Origin of the sequence: Umezawaea beigongshangensis, assembly GCF_016464305.1 — a bacterium.
In the GTDB taxonomy this organism is placed as follows: Bacteria; Actinomycetota; Actinomycetes; order Mycobacteriales; family Pseudonocardiaceae; genus Umezawaea_A; species Umezawaea_A beigongshangensis.
In genome coordinates this window covers 214,807-234,102 of the sequence record NZ_JAEIOJ010000005.1, presented here as the reverse complement: position 1 = coordinate 234,102, position 19,296 = coordinate 214,807, and the positions used below count along the sequence as shown (strand labels likewise).

The 19,296-nt window shown below is 71.8% G+C and carries 16 protein-coding genes; 1 reads left to right on the top strand and 15 read right to left on the bottom strand.

Annotated elements, in window-relative coordinates:
- Window positions 1-2: 2 nt before the first annotated feature.
- The 5 genes from tsaE to glmS form a co-directional block, all read right to left on the bottom strand.
- On the bottom strand, window positions 3-470 hold the full coding sequence (tsaE, locus tag IMZ35_RS15610; protein WP_199441794.1) for a tRNA (adenosine(37)-N6)-threonylcarbamoyltransferase complex ATPase subunit type 1 TsaE: 468 nt from the start codon (window positions 468-470) through the stop codon (window positions 3-5).
- Complete coding sequence (locus tag IMZ35_RS15605; RefSeq protein WP_199441793.1) at window positions 452-1,555, bottom strand: alpha/beta fold hydrolase; 1,104 nt, start codon at window positions 1,553-1,555, stop codon at window positions 452-454. The genes tsaE and IMZ35_RS15605 overlap by 19 nt, the downstream gene beginning before the upstream one ends.
- Window positions 1,552-2,700 carry an alanine racemase gene (alr, locus tag IMZ35_RS15600; RefSeq protein WP_229372012.1) on the bottom strand — a complete coding sequence of 383 codons (1,149 nt, stop codon included), beginning with the start codon at window positions 2,698-2,700 and terminating at the stop codon, window positions 1,552-1,554. Before alr ends, IMZ35_RS15605 begins: the two co-directional genes overlap by 4 nt.
- Entirely contained in the window at window positions 2,697-4,118 is a 1,422-nt protein-coding gene (locus IMZ35_RS15595) for an NAD(P)H-hydrate epimerase (RefSeq protein ID WP_199441792.1), read from the bottom strand. The genes alr and IMZ35_RS15595 overlap by 4 nt, the downstream gene beginning before the upstream one ends.
- 84 nt (window positions 4,119-4,202) lie before the next feature.
- Window positions 4,203-6,065 carry a glutamine--fructose-6-phosphate transaminase (isomerizing) gene (gene glmS, locus IMZ35_RS15590; RefSeq protein ID WP_199441791.1) on the bottom strand — a complete coding sequence of 621 codons (1,863 nt, stop codon included), beginning with the start codon at window positions 6,063-6,065 and terminating at the stop codon, window positions 4,203-4,205.
- 153 nt (window positions 6,066-6,218) lie between these two features.
- On the opposite strand from glmS, the gene IMZ35_RS15585 reads away from it, so the two are divergent.
- Complete coding sequence (locus tag IMZ35_RS15585; RefSeq protein ID WP_199441790.1) at window positions 6,219-7,055, top strand: dienelactone hydrolase family protein; 837 nt, start codon at window positions 6,219-6,221, stop codon at window positions 7,053-7,055.
- Between the two features lie 52 nt (window positions 7,056-7,107).
- Here IMZ35_RS15585 and IMZ35_RS15580 read toward each other — a convergent pair whose 3' ends face one another.
- The 10 genes from IMZ35_RS15580 to IMZ35_RS15535 all read right to left on the bottom strand — a co-directional run bounded on the left by IMZ35_RS15580 (window position 7,108) and on the right by IMZ35_RS15535 (window position 19,275).
- Complete coding sequence (locus IMZ35_RS15580; RefSeq protein ID WP_199441789.1) at window positions 7,108-7,668, bottom strand: hypothetical protein; 561 nt, start codon at window positions 7,666-7,668, stop codon at window positions 7,108-7,110.
- A 23-nt stretch (window positions 7,669-7,691) separates the two neighbouring features.
- Window positions 7,692-10,487, bottom strand: a complete 2,796-nt coding sequence (locus tag IMZ35_RS15575; protein ID WP_199441788.1) for a hypothetical protein — start codon at window positions 10,485-10,487, stop codon at window positions 7,692-7,694.
- On the bottom strand, window positions 10,487-10,795 hold the full coding sequence (locus IMZ35_RS15570; protein ID WP_199441787.1) for a type VII secretion target: 309 nt from the start codon (window positions 10,793-10,795) through the stop codon (window positions 10,487-10,489). The genes IMZ35_RS15575 and IMZ35_RS15570 overlap by 1 nt, the downstream gene beginning before the upstream one ends.
- Before the next feature lie 210 nt (window positions 10,796-11,005).
- A complete protein-coding gene (locus IMZ35_RS15565; protein WP_199441786.1) occupies window positions 11,006-11,641 on the bottom strand; it encodes a hypothetical protein in 636 nt (211 codons plus the stop codon).
- A gap of 19 nt (window positions 11,642-11,660) precedes the next feature.
- A complete protein-coding gene (locus tag IMZ35_RS15560) occupies window positions 11,661-15,584 on the bottom strand; it encodes a hypothetical protein (RefSeq protein WP_199441785.1) in 3,924 nt (1,307 codons plus the stop codon).
- Entirely contained in the window at window positions 15,584-15,913 is a 330-nt protein-coding gene (locus IMZ35_RS15555; RefSeq protein ID WP_199441784.1) for a hypothetical protein, read from the bottom strand. Before IMZ35_RS15555 ends, IMZ35_RS15560 begins: the two co-directional genes overlap by 1 nt.
- 230 nt (window positions 15,914-16,143) lie before the next feature.
- Window positions 16,144-17,478 (bottom strand): phosphoglucosamine mutase, encoded by a 1,335-nt coding sequence (gene glmM / locus IMZ35_RS15550; protein WP_199441783.1) that lies wholly within the window; start codon window positions 17,476-17,478, stop codon window positions 16,144-16,146.
- Between the two features lie 110 nt (window positions 17,479-17,588).
- Window positions 17,589-18,212 carry a 30S ribosomal protein S9 gene (gene rpsI / locus IMZ35_RS31770; RefSeq protein WP_307868173.1) on the bottom strand — a complete coding sequence of 208 codons (624 nt, stop codon included), beginning with the start codon at window positions 18,210-18,212 and terminating at the stop codon, window positions 17,589-17,591.
- A 29-nt stretch (window positions 18,213-18,241) separates the two neighbouring features.
- Complete coding sequence (gene rplM / locus IMZ35_RS15540; protein WP_199441782.1) at window positions 18,242-18,685, bottom strand: 50S ribosomal protein L13; 444 nt, start codon at window positions 18,683-18,685, stop codon at window positions 18,242-18,244.
- Between the two features lie 269 nt (window positions 18,686-18,954).
- The gene (locus IMZ35_RS15535) at window positions 18,955-19,275 is read right to left on the bottom strand and encodes a WXG100 family type VII secretion target (protein WP_199441781.1); all 321 of its coding nucleotides are present in this window, start codon (window positions 19,273-19,275) and stop codon (window positions 18,955-18,957) included.
- Window positions 19,276-19,296 lie beyond the last annotated feature (21 nt).

Sequence of the window (19,296 nt, the reverse complement as noted above, 5' to 3'; positions counted from 1 at the left end):
ACCTACGGCAGGGGCCGGTCCAGCCAGGCCCCGTGCGGCGTCAGGTGCGCCACGCGCGTGTCGTCGTCGCGGCGCTCCAGGGTGATCAGCAGGTGGTCGTCGGACAGCCGCTCGGCCATCCCCTCGCCCCACTCGACGGCCACGACGGCGTCCACCAGCTCGGTGTCCAGGTCGAGGTCGTCCAGCTCGTCGAGGTGCCCGCCGAGCCGGTAGGCGTCCACGTGCACCAGCCCGACACCGCGGCCGCCCTCGGCCGGCGGGTGCTCGCGGGCGATGACGAACGTCGGCGAACTGACCCGGCCCAGCACGCCCAGCCCGCGCGCCAGCCCGCGGACCAGCGCCGTCTTGCCCGCGCCGAGCGGCCCGGCGAGCAGCAGCAGGTCACCGCCGCGCAGCAGCTCGCCGAGGCGCCTGCCGAAGTCCTCGGTGTCCTCGACCGTCGCGAGGGTCCTCACGCTCGTCGCCACCACCGCCGCCGCTCCTCCTCTGGCCGGTCGGCCGACCGGCGGATCAGGTCGATCACGTGCCCGGTGACCAGCTCGGGCTGCTCCATCATGACCATGTGCCCCGCGCCCGGCGCGCGCACCAGCTCGCCGTGCGGCAGCTCCTGCGCCATCCGCTCGGCGTGCGAGAACGGCGTCACCCGGTCGGCGTCACCGCTGATCACCAGCACCTCGCAGTGCCGCAGACCGGCCAGTGCCCGGTACCGGTTGTGCGTGCCGAGGGTCTCCAGGAAGTCGGTGAGCACCTTCACCCGCACACCGCTGATCATGTCGTCCATCAGGTCGACCAGCGACGGGCTCACCGACCGGTCGCCGAACGCCAGCGCCCGGATGCCGCTCCAGGTGAGCATGTCCGCGGACCGGCGGGCCCACTCGACCACGCCCGGCTGGAAACCGGCCAGGCGGCCCACCACCTGCGTGACGGGGTTGTAGCGCGACAGCAGCGACTTCTGCAGGCCCGCGCCGCCGACCGCGCCGGCCGCCGTGCCGACGAGCGCGACGCCGCGCACCCGGTCGGCGAACAGCTGGGGCCGCTGCTCGGCCAGCGCCATGATCGTCATGCCGCCCATGCTGTGCCCGACGAGCACGAGCTGCCCCCTCGGCACGACCGCGCGCAGCACGGCGTCGAGGTCGCGCGCGAGCTGGTCGATGGTGCTGCCGTCGGCCGATCTGCCGGAACGGCCGTGGCCGCGCTGGTCGTAGAGGACCAGCTGCACCCGCGGCCCGCTGAGCTTCGCCAGGTCGCGGCGCTGGAAGTGCCAGCAGCGGCGGTCCAGGGCGAAGCCGTGCACGAGGACCACGGTCAGCTCGGGTGCGCCCCCGTCTGCCGGGTCGACCTCCTCGACCGACAGCGGCACGCCGTCGTCGGCGGCCACGGTCGACTCGCGGTCGGGCACGAGCTGGCCCAGCGGCTCGTCGGCCAGCGGGTCGCCGGCCCTGCGCCGCTGCTGCGACACCCTGGCGCTGTGGGCGACCGCGCTGACGGCGGCGCCGGTCACCGCGGCGCCGGTGACCCCGCCGACCCAGCCGAGAGCACGGAGAACGCGACTCACGCCAGCACCAGGGCCGAGGTGCCGGTGAACGTGCGTCGCACACGCGGACGGGACATGCCCGTGACTATCTCGTAGTCGATGGTCCCGATCGAGTCGGCCCACTCGCGCGCGGTCGGTTCACCCCGCTCCCCCGAGCCGAACAGCACGACCTCGTCGCCCTCGCGCACGACGTCGTCACCGCAGTCCACGACGAGCTGGTCCATGCAGATCCGCCCGACGACGGGCCTGCGCTCGCCCCCGAGCAGCACCTCCATCCGGCCCGACAGCGAGCGCGGGACGCCGTCGGCGTACCCGACCGGCACGAGCGCGAGGGTGGTGTCGCGCGGCGCGGTCCAGATCTGCCCGTAGGACACGGCCTCACCGGCGGCGACGCGCTTGACCAGCACGACCGTCGAGTGGAACGACATCACCGGGCGCAGGTCGAACTCGACCGGCACGGGGTTGAGGCCGTACACCGCGATGCCCGGCCGGACCAGGTCGAAGTGCAGGTCGGGACGGGTGAGGGCGGCGGCCGAGTTGGCGATGTGCCGCAGCGGGTTCAGCCCGGCCGCGCGGGCCTGCTGGTGGGCCGTGGCGAACCGGGCGGCCTGCGCGTCGATCGAGGGGTGGCCCAGCTCGTCGGCGCAGGCCAGGTGGGACCACACCGCCACCACCTCCACCTCGGGGGTGGTCGCGGCCTCCGCGACGAGCTCGGGCCACAGGTCCGGGGTGCAGCCGTTGCGGGACAGGCCGGTGTCGATCTTGAGGTGGACGCGGCCCCGCGTTCCGGCGCGGCGGGCGGCTGCGGCCACCTCGTGCAGTTCGCGCAGCGAGGAGACCGACACGTCCACCTCGGCCGCGACGCCGAGGTCGACGTCCTCGCCCGGCACGTCCAGCCAGGCCAGGACGGGCGCGGTGATCCCGGCCTCCCGCAGCGTCACGGCCTCGGGGAGCGAGCACGCGCCGAGCCACGTGGCGCCGGCGCGCAGGGCGGCGCGCGCGACCTGCACGGCGCCGTGGCCGTACCCGTCGGCCTTGACGACGGCCATCACCGCCGAACCGGAGGTCGCGGCCGTCCTGGCGAGCAGGGCGACGTTGTGCTCTAGGGCCGTCAGGTCGACGCGGACCTCGGCGCGAGGAGGAGGAACGGGCATGATCTGCTTCATGGTGTCACACGGCCGCGCAAGGCCCTGATGGCGTCCGGGACGGACGCGAGCAGCGCCGACGCGGGCGCGGGAGCCCCGTCCGCGGCCAGGTCGGCCGCGAGCGAGTGCACGTGGGCGGCCATCCCCGCGGCGAGCCACGGGTCGACGCCCGCGGCGAGCAGCGAGCCCAGCAGCCCGGACAGCACGTCCCCCGACCCGGCCGTGGCCGGCCAGGACGAGCGCGAGCCGCCGACCAGCACGCGCCCGTCCGGCGCGGCCACGACCGTGGTGTTGCCCTTGAGCAGCACGACCGCGTCGAAGCGCCGCGCGGCCCGCAGCGCCGCGGCGACCCGGTCGGTGCCGACGTCCCCGGCCAGCCGCGCGTACTCCCGGTCGTGCGGGGTCAGCACCAGGGCCGTGCCGGGGTCGCGCGCGTCCCACGGGGCCGCGTCCGAGGCGAGCAGGGTGATCGCGTCGGCGTCGGCGAGCACCGGCACCCCGGCACCCATGACGGCGGACAGCACCTCCGCCGAGGCCGTGCCGGTGCCCAGTCCCGGACCGACGACCCACGCCTGCACGCGTCCCGCGTCGGTCACCGACCCGGTGCAGATCGTCTCCGGCCAGCGGTGCGACACGACCTCGGCGGCGCTGCCCGCGTAGCGGACCATGCCGGAGGTGCCCAGGACGGCCGCGCCGGTGCACAGCACGGCCGCGCCGGGGTAGGTGGCCGATCCGGCGGCCACGCCCGTGACGCCCTGGGTGTACTTGTCGTCGGCCGGACCCGGCACGGGCCACGCGCGGCCGACATCGGCGGGTTCGAGGACCACCAGGTCGGGCTCGCCCAGCTCCGGCCGCAGGCCGAGGTCGACGAGCACGACGTCGCCGCAGTGGTGCGGAGCGAGGGCGTGGACGGGCTTGCGGCAGCCGAACGTGACGGTCACGTCGGCGCGCACGGCGGGCCCGTCGACGGCGCCGGTGTCGGGGTCGACGCCGCTGGGCAGGTCGACGGCCAGGACGGGCGCGGTGATCCGGTCCACCAGCGCGGCGGCGCGGGGGCGCAGCGGCCCGCGCGCCGACAGGCCCACGATGCCGTCGACCACCAGGTCGGCGCGCGGGGGCAGGTCGTCGGCGGTGCGGCCGCCGGCCCGGCGAAACGCCGCCAGCCCGGCCCGGTGCGCGCGGTCGGGGTCGAGCAGCACGGCGGTCACGGCCACGCCCCTGCGGCGCAGCTCGTACCCCGCCCAGAGCGCGTCCCCGCCGTTGTTGCCCGCGCCGACCAGCAGGACGACGTGACGACCCGGCACGGGGGCGGCGAGCATCCGCAGCGCGGCCGTGGCGATCCCGAACGCGGCACGCCTCATCAGCGCGCCCTCGGGCGTGCGGGCGAGCACCCGCTCCTCGGCCGCACGAACCCGGTCAGTCCTCCAGGCACCCAGCATGTGCGAATGGTGCCACGACGCCACACCCCCGACACGCGGCACGGGCGGCCCGCGACGCGGACCGCCCGTGCCGCGTGTCGGGGACTACTCGACGGTGACGGACTTCGCCAGGTTGCGGGGCTTGTCGACGTCGTAGCCGCGGCTGCGGGCGATCTCCGCCGCCAGCACCTGGAGCGGGATCGTGGACAGCAGCGGCTGGAGGAGCGTCGACACGGCCGGGATCTCGATCAGGTGATCGGCGAACGGGCGGACCGTCTCGTCACCCTCCTCGGCGATCACGATCGTGCGAGCGCCGCGCGCCTGGATCTCGCTGATGTTGGACACCATCTTCGAGTGCAGGACGGCCCTGCCCTTCGGCGACGGCATCACCACGACGACCGGCAGGCCCTCCTCGATCAGGGCGATCGGGCCGTGCTTGAGCTCACCGGCCGCGAAGCCCTCGGCGTGCATGTACGCCAGTTCCTTGAGCTTCAGCGCGCCCTCCAGCGCCACCGGGTAGCCCACGTGGCGGCCGAGGAACAGCACGGCCTTCGAGTCGGCCAGCTCGCGGCCCAGCTCGCGGACCTGCTCGACCGTGCCCAGCACCCGCTGCACGGCGGCGGGCATGGCCTCCAGCTCGGCGAACTCGCGGGCCACCTCGTCGGGGTACTTGGTGCCGCGCGCCTGCGCCAGCGCCAGGCCGACGAGGTAGTTCGCCGCGATCTGCGCGAGGAACGCCTTGGTGGACGCCACGCCGATCTCCGGTCCGGCGTGCGTGTAGAGCACGGCGTCGGACTCGCGCGGGATCTGCGCGCCGTTGGTGTTGCACACCGCCAGGACGCGGGCCTTCTGCTCGCGGGCGTGCCGCACGGCCTCCAGGGTGTCCGCGGTCTCGCCGGACTGCGACACGGCGACGACCAGCGTGTCCCGGTCGAGGACCGGGTCTCGGTAGCGGAACTCGCTGGCCAGCTCGACCTCGACGGGCAGCCGCGTCCAGTGCTCGATGGCGTACTTCGCGACGAGTCCGGAGTGGTAGGCCGAGCCGCAGGCCACGACGAACACCTTGTCGACGTCGCGGAGGTCCTGGTCGGACAGCCGCTGCTCGTCGAGGACGATCCGGCCGTCGACGAAGTGCCCGCGCAGGGTGTTCGCCAGCGCCTCGGGCTGCTCCTCGATCTCCTTGAGCATGAAGTACTCGTGGCCGCCCTTCTCGGCGGCCGAGAGGTCCCAGTTGACCGTGAACGGCTTGGCCTCGGCGGGCTCGCCGTGGAAGTCGGTGACGTCGTAGCCGTCGCGGGTGATCACGACCACCTGGTCCTGGCCCAGCTCGACGGCCTCGCGGGTGTGCTCGATGAACGCCGAGACGTCCGAGGCGACGAAGTGCTCGCCCTCGCCGACGCCGACGACCAGCGGGGAGGAGCGGCGCGCGGCGACGACCTGGTCCGGCTCGTCCGCGTGGGTCACCACGAGGGTGAACGCGCCCTCCAGGCGACGCACGACCGCGCGGACCGATCCGGGCAGGTCACCGGCGGTGTCGCCCTCGGCGTAGGCGCGGGCGACCAGGTGGGCGGCGGTCTCGGAGTCGGTGTCGCTGGTCATCTCGACACCGGCCGCCTCCAGCTCGGCGCGCAGCGCGGCGAAGTTCTCGATGATGCCGTTGTGCACCACGGCCACCCTGCCGGTGGCGTCGCGGTGCGGGTGGGAGTTGCGGTCGATCGGAGCGCCGTGCGTGGCCCAGCGCGTGTGGCCCATGCCGGCGGTGCCGCCGAAGGCGCCGCGACCCACCTCCTCCAGCCTGGCTTCGAGGTTGGTCAGCCGACCCGCCTTGCGCTCGACGGACAGGCCGCCGTCGCCGGTCAGGACCGCGACACCGGCCGAGTCGTAACCCCGGTACTCCAGTCGCCTGAGCCCGTCGAGGACGACGTCCAGCGCCGCCCGGTGACCCACGTATCCCACGATTCCGCACACACGGACAGGGTAGCCAGACCAGGCGGTAACCCGAAATTGCCACGGAGTGGACTTTGCGCAGGTCAGAACGCTCTTTGGTGTAGACCAATCGAGCAGCGGGTCGCGCGTCTCCCGGTCACGGCCGCACGGGGCCCGATCGACTACGGTTCTCCCATGGCGCTTCGGGTGACCGGTCATTCTGCGAAACAGGCGTTGGAGCGGCTCAGTCGTCCCGGCGAGCACCGGGTGCTGCGCGGCGACCTCGCGCTGGTCGGTCTCCCCGGCCTCGTCTACACGCCGCGCTCCGGGAAGGGGCTGCCCGCCGTCGCGTTCGGCCACGGCTGGCTCCAGCCCGTGAAGCGCTACCGCGGTCTGCTGCGCCACCTCGCGTCCTGGGGCATCGTCGCCGCCGCCCCCGCCGCGCAGCGGGGGCCGCTGCTGTCGGCCAGGATGCTCGCCGCGAACCTGAGCACGACCCTCGACGTGTGCACCGGCGTGCGGCTGGGCGACGGGGACATCAGCGTGGACCCCGGCAAGCTCGCGGTCGCCGGTCACTCCTCCGGCGGCGGCGCGGCCGTGCTGACCGCGGCCGACGACGACCGCGTGCGGTCCGTCGTGACGCTCGCCGCCACCGAGACCCGCCCGTCCGCGCTGGACGCGGCGCGGCGCTGCACGATGCGCGGCCTGCACGTCGCCGCCGGCGAGGACCGCATCGCCCCGCCCGTCGGCCACGCCGAGGCCATCGCGGAGGCGTGGCTCGGGCCGGTGCAGCTGCGCACGCTGCCGGGGGCCAGCCACCTCGGGTTCGCCGAGGGACGGCACTGGTCGGAACTGGTGCTGGACGGCCACGGCGAGCGCCCGACGCAGAAGTACGCCCGGTCCTACGTGACGGCGTTCCTGCTGCGCACCCTCACCGGCGACAAGTCGTGGGACGCGCTGCTGGAGGACGAGGTCAAGGGCGCCGAGCTGACCTACCAGCGCGGCGCGCTGCGACCGCCCCGCACCGGCTGAACCGGCTGACGCGGGTGTGCCGGGGTTCGTGGAGAACCCCGGCGCACCCCGCTCAGCTGAGCCAGCTCTGACCGCCGAAGTCCTCGTCGTCGTCCGCGGGCGCCGGTCGCCGAGCGGCGGGCCGGGCGCGGGGCGGCGGCGGGGGCGGCGGCGGAACGGCCACCGGCGGCTCCGGCTGGGGCGCGGGACGGCCCCACCGGTCGGCAGCGGGCTCCGGCTGGGGCGCGGGGCGACTCCACCGGTCGGGCGGCGGCGACGTCGTGTTCGCCGCCTGGAGGTAGGAGCCCTCCTCGGTCGCGGAGGCCCGCTCCTGCCGACCGGCGCGCAGCGCGGCGATGTCCGCGGCGAACTCGTCGGGCGCGGCCTCGTCCTCGATGCCGAACGACAGCTCGCGCTGCTTCTGCCCGGCGCCGCCGCGGGCCCGCGCGGCGCCGATCTCCTTGAGCCGCTCGTGGAGCCGCTGCTGCTTGTCCGCGAACTTCTGGTGGTTCTCCGCGGTCTCCTTCTGGATCTGCTCCAGCTTCCGCGACGCGAGTTCCATCCGCGCCGAGTGCTCGCCGGCGATGCCGGCGAGCTTGTTCTTGAAGTCGGCCAGCGCCTGGCTGTCGCTCATCGTCCCCCTCCCGATCCGCGGCCCTACCGGCTGTCGTCACCCAGTGTGCTCTGGACGGCCCGCAGGTCGGAAGCGTCGTCGAACAGCGAACCCGTGGTGCGCCACTGGCTCGGACCGCGCTCGGAGTCGCCGCCGCCCTGACCACCGCCACCGGCACCACCGGCCGGGGCGCCGCCCATCATGCCGCCGCCCATCATCCCGCCACCAGCGGCCTGCGGGGTGCCCGAGCCGTCCTGCATCGAGGGGAGGCTCGCCTGCCCGGCGGTTCCCGCCTGCGAGGCGTTGGTGTCGGCGAGGCCGAACTTGCTGCCGTCGTCGGCGTTGGAGGACCAGCCGCCGCTCGACATGCCGCCGTGCACGTCGCTCGAACCGCCGCCGTGCGAGCTGAGCGCGGAGTCCGCCGCGGCGAAGCCGCCCGCGCCGGACCCGGAGCCGAACATCGAGGCGCCCGAGGTCGCCGTGGTTCCGGAGTCCTGGTCCGCGGACCCCTGGGCGGGGAAGGACTGACCGCCGAAGCCCTGACCCGAGTACGGCTGGCTCGGGAAGTTCTGGGGCTGGAAGCCCTGGCCGCCGAAGTTCTGGTTCGGCACGCCCTGACCCGGTGCGCCGCCCTGCGGCGGCTGGGCCGTCGGCTGCGGAGCGGTGGCCGCCGCCGGCTCGGTGAACCCGGCCACGGGCTGCGCCGCCTCGGAGACCGCCGTCGCGCCGAGCGGCTCGAACGCGGGCTGCGCGCCGAGCCGGGTGAGCGGCTCGCCCTCGGCGGGCATCGTCGCCACGCCCTCCGGACCCGGCTGCGCGCCGAGCTGAGCGGGCAGCTCGCCCTCGGCCGGCATCGTAGTGAACTCGGGACCGGGGGACCCGTCCCCACCCGCGACGCCACCCGGCCCGATCTCGTCACCGGCCCTCTCGTCGCCGGCCCTCTCGTCGCCGAAGCCGACCTCGTAGCTCTGCGGCTCCCCCTCGCCCTCGGCCACGGACAGGCCGATGTCGCCGGTCTCCGGGTCGACCTCGGCGGTGATCGTCAGGCCGTCCAGCTCGACGACGGCCCTGCCGTCCGGACCGACCTCGACCGGGATCGGCGCACCGCCGGACGCGCCCGGCGTTCCGGGTGCCGCACCGGCCACCGGCGTCGCGCCGAGAGCGCCCGGCACACCGGCGGTGACGCTCTGGGCGAGCGCCGCGGCGCCCTCCTTCCCCAGCAGCGCCTCCGCGGCCTCCGGGTTCTCGCTGAAGTCGATGTCGTAGGTGGTCGGCTCGCTCTGCGGCGTGTCCACGGTCAGCAGCACGTGCCCGCGGGCGTCCGGCTCGGTGACCGTGATCTCGTTCTCGCCGCTCCGGATCGTCACCGTCTCGGCGTCCGACGGAGCGGTCGAGCCGCCCTCGCCCCGGTCCGGGCCCGGCTGGCCGACGCCGTTCGGGTCGTCGGCCTTGCCGTCGCCGTCGAGGTCGTCGACCTTCCCGTCGCCGTCGGTGTCACCCGGCAGCGGGGCGGTCGCCTGGTCGGGCGTGGGCGGCGTCGGCATGGTGGCGCCGGTCCCCGTGCTCCCGGTGCCCGTACCGGTTCCGGTTCCCGTACCGGTGCCGGTTCCCGTCCCCGTACCGGTTCCCGTCCCGTTCCCGTTCCCGTTCCCATTCCCGTTGCCGTTGCCGTTGCCGTCCGGCTGCTCCGGCTTGCCGTCCTTCACCGGGTCGAACGGCTTGGTGTTCACCTTGTCCAGGTGATCGCCCAGGTTCTTCCACGTGTCGTCGACGGACTGCTTGGTCGAGTCGCAGATCTTGACGAACTGGTCGTGCTTGCTGGTGACGTCGGTGTGGAAGCAGCCGCGCAGCCACTCGCCGGACTTCTCGCGGACCATCTTCTTGATGTCGTCGTCGTCGCAACCGCCGTCGTCGACGTCCACGTTGATGTACTTCGCGACCCGCAGGCACAGCGACTTGTCGTCCGTGTCGGTCGCCGCGACGACGTCCTCGATCTGCTGGGGCGTGAGACCCGCGATGTCGTAGACGTTCCGCACGCAGTCGAGGACCGTCCTGGCCTTCGTGGTCACCAGGCCGGAGACGGTGTGCGCCGCCGCCTTCACCGCGTCCGCGGCGTCGTCGATCGTGTCGGCGGCCGTGCCCGCCTGCTTGGAGAAGTTCGCGACGTAGGCGCGCGACGCGTCCGCCGCCGCACCCGTCCAGTCCGAGTACAGCTTGGTCATCGACTTCTCGGCGTCGGACTGCTTGGTCCGCGTGTCCTTCGCCACCTGCCGCAGCTCGGCGACCTCGAGGTCGATCTTGGCGAAGTCGATGTCGCGCTGCTCGTCGTAGCGCTTGTAGACGTTCTCGACGTTCGTGTCGAGGTTCGACCCGCCGAGGACCTTCTGCTTGGCCTTCTCGTACACGGGCAGGAAGTTCGCGAAGTACCGCAGTCCGGGCGCACCGGCGTCGAGCAGCGTGTTGGAGTTGGCGACACCCGCGTCACCGTCGCGCGCGCGGTCCTCGGCCGTCGTGAGGACGTCGTGGCCGCGCTTCTTCTCGTCCTCGTGCTCCTGGACCTTCTTGTTGCTCTCGTCGGACGCCTTCTTCGCGTCCTCGTAGGACTTGTCCAGCTGCTGCTCGTAGTCCCGTGCGCCGTACCCGGGCTCCCCGTAGCCCATCTGCGGGTGGGGGGTGTTGTACCGGTCGACGTACTGCGAAGCCTCGTCGTCGAGCTTGTCGTAGTTCGGCGGACCGACGACCGACCCGTGGTAGGCCGTGAGCAGGCTCTCCTTCTTGTCGAGGGGAACCTGCGGGTCGTCGAGGATCTTCTTGACCTCGTCCCAGGACGGCGTCGCCATCAGTTGCCCCCGCTGCTCTTGACGGTCGCCCGGCCGCTGGAGTCGCTCCAGTCGTACCCGGTGGCGGAGGCGCGCAGCTTGTCGGACAGGCCCCGCATGGCGGTGGCGTGCGCGGTGGTGATCTCGGCGATCTTCGTCAGACCCGCGACGTAGCGGGACCCGCCCTGCTCGTGGGCCCGCCCGAAGTCCCTCGCGCTCACGGCGCTGGTCGTCACGGTGGTCTTGAACTCGTCGATGTCCGACGCGATGCCCTGCACGGCCGTCGCCGACGCCATCATCTCGCCGGTGTTCGCCTGAAAGCCCGACATGCTCCTGCCTCCCCTTGGTCCCCCGTCTGACGTGCGCTGGCCTCCGCGGGTTCCGGACAAGAGTCCCAGCAGACTCCCCGCGGTGACCGTCTGTTCACGAGGACGGTTGCCTTAGTAAACCGGTGGGGGCGACGGGACCACCAGGCGGCACGAGCCGGGCCCCGGCGGTGAACACCGCCGGGGCCCGGTCGCACGCGGATCAGTCCCCCGTCACCAGGGGGTGTTCTCGTCCTCGTCGTCGTCGACCGGACGGCGGACCGCACGAGGCGCCGGAGTCCGCGTCGGCGGAGCGGGGGCGAAGCGGCGCTGCGGCTTCTCGTCCTCCTCGTCGAACCCGGAGTAGCGGTCCGGCGAGTCCGCCGTCGCGTACTCGTCGTCGACGTCGCCGATCACCGCGGGAGACGCTGATTCGAGGGTCAGCTCGCCGGTGGTGAGGTAGTGGACCCGCAACGCCTCGGCGAGGCTGCCCGGAGCGGACTGCGTGTCCACGGCTCCCCACGCCTGCCTCTCGGAGAGGTCCTCGCGGTACCGCTGCAACTCCTCGGTGACGCCGGGCACCTCGTCGAGGTCCTCTTCCTCCTCCTCGGCGTTGTAGGCGTGCTCCTCGACGTTGTCGTCGAGGTTGCTGGAGGTGCCCCAGCCGCCCGCCTCGCGCTCCTTCACACCGATGCCGTGGATGAGCGCGGAGACCCTGTCGATCTTCGCGGCCTCCTTGGCCTGCTTGTCCACCATCTCCTGCTGCTGCAACGCGAAGTCGCGGTGCATCGCGTCGGAACGCGCCTCGCGCTCCATCCGCAACTGCTCGAACTTCTCGTTCGTCGCCCTGAGCCGGTCTTCGTAGTTCATCTCTGCTCCTCGGACTCGGTCAGCGCTTGCTGTCGCCGACGACGCCGCGGATCTGCGTCGGGGTGAGCGGAGGCTCCATCTCGAACAGCGAGCCCGTCTGCCGCCACTGGTTGGCGTTGCGCTCGGTGTCACCGCCCTGCCCCTGACCACCGGCCATCGGCGGCGGCATCATCGGCATTCCCGCGCCCATGCCACCCGCACCGCCCGCACCGCTGGTGTCGACCGACGGCAGGGTGACGCCCTGCGCGACGCTCGTCGGCTGGAGCGGCACGGCCCCGGCCGCGTTGGCGGGCTGACCCTGCTGAGCGGCGTCACCCGAGGCCACGTCCGGCAGGGGCACCTCCGGCGGCACACCGCCGAGGCCACCGCCACCGCCGCCTCCACCGCCACCGAGGTCGCCACCGCCGAGGTCACCGCCACCGGTCTCCGGGGCGATGTCCGCCAGCGAGAAGGACTCCGCCGGCGTCGCCTCGGGGTCCAGCCCGTCCAGCACCGACGAGTCGAGGTCGGTGCGCTCACCCAGGAAATCGGGGACGATGTCCGCCGGGTCCACCTCGTCGTCGTCCTGGAACTCGACGCCGTACTCCTGCGGCTCACCGGAACCGTCGTCGACCGACAGGTCGATCTGGCCGGGCTCCTCGCCGAGCTCGGCGGCGATCTTCATGCCGTCGACCTCGATCATCGCCTTGCCGTCCGGCCCGACCGTGACCGGGATCGGCGATCCGGGCGCACCGGTCGCGACGGGCTGACCCGCGGTGTTCATCAGCGTGGCCACCGGAGCGCCCTCGCCGCTGAAGTCGACGTCGTAGATCTTGGGCTCGCCCTCCGGCGTGTCCACGGTGATCTGGACGTGGCCGTCCGCGTCCGGCTCGCGGACCTGGATGTCCGTCTCACCGCTCTTGATGGAGACGGTTTCGAGGTCCTCCTCGGACTCGACCGACTTGAGGTCGTCGAGCATGTCCGGCTCGCCGTCGCCGTCGGCGTCGATCGCCTCACCGGTCTCCGGGTCGATCAGCTCCCCGGTCTCCGGGTCGACCTCGGGCTTGATGCCCTCCAGCGGGTTGCCCTCGCTGTCGACGAGCTCACCGGTCTCGGGGTCGATGAGCTTGCCCGTCTCGGGGTCGATCTGGGACGGGTCGACGGGCTCGCCGGTCTCCGGGTTGATCATCTGCCCGGTCTCCGGGTCCAGCTCGGGCGTGATCCCGGCGAGCGGGTTGCCCTTGCTGTCCACCGGTGCGCCGGTCTCCGGGTCCACGAGCTGACCGGTCTCCGGGTCGATCTCGGGCATGATCCCGGCGAGCGGGTTGCCCGCTCCGTCCAGCGGACGTCCGGTCTCGGGGTCGAGGATCGCACCGGTCTCCGGGTCGATCTGGGACTCCGGCACCGGCTCACCCGTCACCGGGTTGATCATCTCGCCGGTCGCGGGGTCCACCTCGGGCATGAGACCGGCCAGCGGGTTGCCCTCGCTGTCCAGCGGGAGCCCGCTCTCCGGGTCGAGGATCTGACCCGTCTCCGGGTCGATCTGCGAGTCCGGCACCGGCTCACCCGTCACCGGGTTGATCATCTCGCCGGTCGCGGGGTCCACCTCGGGCTTGAGGCCCTCCAGCGGGTTCGTGGGGTCCGGGATGTCGAACTCCGGCACGGGAGCCGGACCGCCCTCGCCGGTCTCGCCCTCGCCGGTGCCGCCACCGGAACCCGGGCCGCCGCCGGTGCCACCACCAGCGCCCGAGCCCTCCGCGCCGGGGTCGGTCTCGGGAGAGAGGCCGTCCAGCGGACTGGTGGGATCGGGGATGTCGAAGTCGGGCAGGGGGGCGGGCTCGGGCTCGGTCTTCTTGCCGCCGGCACCGCTGCCGGAACCACTGCCGGAACCCGGGCCGCCGCCGGGAGCACCACCGGCGCCGAGTCCGCCACCGGGACCACCACCGGGCCCTCCACCGGGACCACCACCCGCGCCGGGGTCGCCCTCGGGCTTCAAGCCGCCGAGCGGGTTGCCGCCACCCGAGGCGGGCGGGACCGAGAGGTCGGGCATGGTCGCGGTGCCGGAGCTGTCCGTCGCACCCTCGTCCTCGGGCGCCCCGCTCTCCGCGGCGCCGCCGGCGCCGGGGTCCGTCTCGGGGTCCGGGATCTTGAAGTCGCCGGGGGACACGGGATCGGGCTTGGGCGTGTTCGCGCCGCCGGCACCACCGCCGAGCCCACCACCGGGACCGCCACCGGCGCCGGGGTCCGTCTCGGGCTTCGGGATGTTGCCACCGCCGCCACCGCCGGGACCCTCACCGCCACCACCGGCAGCCGGGTCCGTCTCGGGCTTCGGGATGTCGCCGCCACCGCCGCCACCGCCGGGACCCTCACCACCACCGGCGCCGGGGTCGACCTCGGGGTCGGGGATGTCGTTGACGTCGTCCTTGAGGTCTTTGACCTTGTCGTCGGCGTCGTCCTGGGCGTCGTCGTCCTTGTCGCCCCCGCCGCCCTTGGTGTCCTCGTCCTTGTCGTTGGTGATCCCGTCGCCGTCGGCGTCCTTGTCCTTGTCGTCGGGAACCCCGTCGCCGTCGGTGTCGCCGTCCTTGTCGTCGGTGACCCCGTCGCCGTCGGTGTCGGTGTCCTCGTCGTCGGAGTCCCCGTCAGAGCCCTCGCCGCCGTCGGGGTCCTTGTCGTCGGCGATCCCGTCGCCGTCCTTGTCCTTGTCGTCGGCGTCGGGGGTGCCGTCGCCGTCGGCGTCACCGGGCTTGCCGTCGCCGTCGCCGTCGCCGGGAGTCTCGGTGTTGGTGTCGATCGCCTCGAAGGGGGACTCGTTCTCGTCGATGTTGGCGTCGAGGAGCTTGTACGCCTTCTCGATGTTGTCGTACCCGGTCTTGCAGGTCTTCTCGAAGGCGCCCCAGACGATGGTGACGAGCTCTTCGGCGAAGTTGTTGGTCACCCACGCCTTGCACTTGTCGGCGGCGTACTTGCGCTCGGCGTCGCCGATCTTGTTGCACTTGGTGTTGGCCAGGTGCGACACGATGTCCGTGCCGTGGTTCTGGTCCATCCAGTAGGCGAGGGTCACCATGTCCTGGTCGGACATCGTCTGCGCGGTGGCAGCGCCGATGATCTTGCCGGCGATGAACGGGCTCGCCTTGCCGATCGTCATGCCAGGGCTCGCGTGCTGGCGGGAGTTGAACAGCTTGATGAGGTCGAGCGTGCGCGTGCGCGTCGCGTCGTAGACCTCCTTGACCATGCCGTCGATGACGTCGGCCGTGGCCCCGAGCTGACCGGCCATGTCGTCGATCTTCGGGTGGATGTGCTCCTCGTAGTGCTTCTTCGCCGAGTCGGCCGCCTCGCCCTTCCACTTCTCCGTGGTGAGCTTGGTGATCGTGTCCTTGATGGTGCCGCGGGCCGCCTCGACGGCCTTCATGTCGTCGCGCAGGCTCTGGGACTGCTTCTTGAAGTTGCCGAAGTCGATGCCCTTGATCTCGTCGAACTTCTTGCAGGCGTCCTCGTAGGTGAACTTCTTGCGACCCCCCAGCATGTCGTCGGGGACGCGCGCCAGGACGGGGCAGAACTTCTCGAACAGCCTCAGGACGACCAGGGACTTGTCGACGATCTCGTCCGAGGTCCCGAGGTTGGAGGTGGCGTCGGGCTTGTACGCCGGGACGTTCTTGTCGAAGTCCGTCTCGGCGGTCTTGCCCTGGCTCTCCCAGTCCTTGTACTCCTTGTTCTCCTTGCTGGACGCCTCGGACGCCTTCTTGTGCAGCTCGTCGAACTTGGTGTCGTCGTTCTTCTGGAACGCCTCGACGAGCTGCTTGCGCGTCTCGGGGTCTACAGCCGGGTCGGACAGGACCGCCTGGACCTTGGCGAACCTGTCGGGGTCCGCCTTCTCCTGCGCGTCCCACTTGTAGTTGTTCTTGCTGTTCGGCCCGTAGTCGGTGTTGTTTTCCGTGGTGTTGATGATGTCATCTGCGTACCCCATCAGACGTCACCAATCTTGTCTTTGATGTCGTTGACACCGCGGAAACCACTGACGTCGACGTCGTGGTAGGTCTTGGCGCCCGAATAGACCTTCGAGCTGTAGGACTCGATCCCGGCCTGCATGTTCTTCAGCCACTTGGCGAAGTCCTCGAGGCCGACCTTCAGCTTGTCGTGGTGAGCACCGAACGCCTCGGCCCTGCCGAAGTTCGCCTTCGTCGCGAGTGGCTTGCCGATGGTGTCGGTGTCCAACATCATCTCTCCGATGGCGTCGGCGAACACTTGGGTCGCCTTGTCCATCGCCTCCTTGTCGACCTCGAACTTCTCCGCCACGACGGTGTTCTCCCCTCAACGTTCCACTGGTCGGTGTCGATCGCGCGCGCTGGGTCTGAGACCTGCGGGCTGCGTCACGAGACACCGCTGACCCGTGCCGCCCATCCTGTCAGCGAACAGGGGGCGCGCACGGGGCGCGGTCGACATTGCTTGCGAGTGTGAACACCACGGGAGTAATTAATTGCACGTGTGAACCCGATGAAGTCGTCAACACGTGCCGAGATGAAGTCTCAGTGAACTGCGGAAACAACCTCGGCGAGCCGGTGGGCCGTGGATTCCGCCACCTCGTGACTCGTGGCCTCGACCATCACGCGCACGAGCTGCTCGGTTCCGGAGGGTCGCAGCAACACCCGTCCGGTGTCACCCAGTTCAGCGGTGGCCTCGTCGACCGCCGCGGCGACGGAGTCCGCGGCGGCGACGGCCGCCTTGTCGGACACGCGGACGTTCACGAGCACCTGGGGGAGGCGGGTCATGACCGACGCCAGCTCACGCAGCGACCTGCCGGTCTCGGCCATGCGGGCCATGAGCCGCAGTGCGGTCAGGAGACCGTCACCGGTCGTGGCGTGCGAGGGCAGCACGACGTGCCCGGACTGCTCCCCGCCCAGCGAGAAACCACCCGAGCGCAACTCCTCCAGCACGTAGCGGTCGCCCACGCCGGTGGTCCGGAGGGCGATGCCCTGCTCGCGCATCGCGATGTGCAGACCGAGGTTGCTCATGACCGTCGCGACCAGCGTGTTCTCGACCAGCTCGCCGGAGTCCTTCATGGCGAGCGCGAGGACGGCCATGATCTGGTCGCCGTCGATCTCGTCGCCCTCGGCGTCCACCGCGAGGCAGCGATCGGCGTCGCCGTCGTGGGCGATGCCCAGGTCGGCGCCGTGTTCGAGCACGGCGGCGCGGAGCACGTCGAGGTGCGTGGAGCCGCAGCCGTCGTTGATGTTCAGACCGTCGGGTGCCGCGTGGATCGCGACCACGTCGGCGCCGGCGCGGCGGTAGGCGTCGGGCGCGGCGATCGACGCGGCGCCGTTCGCGCAGTCCACGACGACCCGGATGCCCTTCAGGCTGTTCGGGGTGACCTTCAGCAGGTGCTCGACGTACTGGCCCTCGGCGTCGGCGACGTCGTGGACCCGTCCGATCCCGGCGCCCACCGGCCTGCCGTCGTGGGTTTCGAGCGTCCGCTCGATCTCGTCCTCCACGGAGTCGGGCAGCTTGTGCCCGCCCGCGGCGAAGAGCTTGATGCCGTTGTCCGGCATGGCGTTGTGCGACGCGGAGATCATCACGCCGAGGTCGGCGCCCAGGGCGGAGACCAGGTGCGCGACGGCCGGGGTCGGCAGCACGCCCACGCGCAGGACGTCGGCGCCCGCGGAGGTGAGCCCGGCCGTGACCGCGGCCTCCAGCATCTCGCCGCTGGCACGCGGATCTCGCCCCACCACGGCGACCGGCCGGTGCGACCGGTCGTGCTCGGCGAGCACTCGTGCCGCTGACGCGGCGACGGCGAGGGCGATTTCCGGGGTGAGGTCCGCGTTCGCGAGACCGCGCACACCGTCCGTGCCGAACAGGCGAGCCATGGCCGGGGGATCCTCCGTGATCGTCGACACAAGGGGGGAGAAAGCACTGCGGGAGCAGCAGTTCGATGACGAACTGGCTGCTCCCGCAGGGTGTGACCGGGCGACTCGCGTCAGCGCTTGCTGTACTGGGGCGCCTTGCGAGCCTTCTTGAGACCGTACTTCTTGCGCTCCTTGACCCGGGGGTCGCGGGTGAGGAAGCCGGCCTTCTTGAGGACCGGACGGTCCTCGGAGTCCACGGCGATCAGCGCGCGCGCGATGGCGAGACGCAGCGCACCGGCCTGGCCGGTGGTGCCGCCGCCACGCAGGTTCGCGATGACGTCGAAGGTCTCGGGCTTCTCCGTGGTGACCAGGGGCTCGCGGATGAGCTGCTGGTGCACCTTGTTGGGGAAGTACTGCTCCAGAGACTTGCCGTTCAGCGTGAACTTGCCGGTGCCGGGCAGCAGGCGAACGCGGACGATCGCCTCCTTGCGGCGGCCCACGGTCTGCGCGAGGTGGTGGGCGCCGTTGAGCTGGTGGCGCACCACGGGCGCGGACTCGGTGTCGTCCTCGGCCGCGTCGTCCTCGGTGGCGTCGTCCTCGGCGGTGGCGTCGCCCTCAGCGGCGGCGTCAACGGCCTCGGTGTCCTCGGCGACCTCGGCGGTCGGCTCGGAGTCGGCCGACTCGACGGCGTCGACCGCGTCGGTCTCGACCGCGTCGGTCTCGACCGCGTCGGTCTCGGTGTCAGGGGTGGTCACAGAGACTTCCTCGGTGTGCTCGTCGCCGCTCACTGGGCGATCTTCTTGATCTCGAACGCCTGCGGCAGCTGGGCCGCGTGCGGGTGGCTCGGGCCGGAGTAGACCTTCAGCTTGCTGCCGATGGCGCGGCCGAGGCGGTTCTTCGGGAGCATTCCCTTGATCGCCTTCTCCACCAGGCGGTCTGCGCGGGTGTCGAGCACCTCGCCGAACGACCGCTTCTTGAGACCACCGGGGTGGCCGCTGTGGTGGTAGACGAACTCCTGGTCACGCTTGTTGCCGGTCAGCGCCACCTTGTCCGCGTTGACGATGACGACGAAGTCGCCGCCGTCGACGTGGGGAGCGTAAGTCGGCTTGTGCTTGCCGCGCAGCAGCGTCGCGGCCTGGGTGGCGAGCCGACCGAGCACCACGTCCTGGGCGTCGATCACGTGCCAGGCGCGGGTCACCTCGCCGGGCTTCGGGCTGTACGTGCGCACGGATCTACCTCGTCGTCACTTGCGTCTGGGGTCATTGCGGCGGTCGTCCCAGCCAGACACCCAGTACAGACTAGACACGGGCAAGTGGTCCAGAACACACGCGGCACGCAGTTCGCGCCGGGTACCGCACAACAACGTAGGAAGATACCGGTTGGGTGGCGACCGGGTCAAAACGGCCCCACCGAACCGGGTGGTTCGGGGTCCTGACACCAGCGGACCCCGGTAGCCGATCGGGCTACCGGGGTCGGGGATCGTACACGATCGGAAGCTCAGCTCCCGAACATGTTGGCGATGCCCTTCTCGCCCTTCTCGAAGTCGTCAGCAGCGTCCTGGAGGCCCATGCCCAGCACCGGGAGAATGCCCTGCTTCTCCTTGGAGAGGAGCGCGTCAGCGGCGTCGTCCCACTCCTTCTGGCGGATGTTGTACTGAGCCTTCGCGCTCTGCTCGTCCTCGCCCTCCCACTGGTCGACGACGCGCTTGATGCGCTCACGGAGCTCGTCGAGCTGACCGTCGAGCTTGGCGGCGTAGTTGACCATGTCCTGGCCCAGGGAGCGAACCTGCTGCGGATCGACCCTCATTGCACCGGTCATTGTTGTGAATCCTTTCGAGTA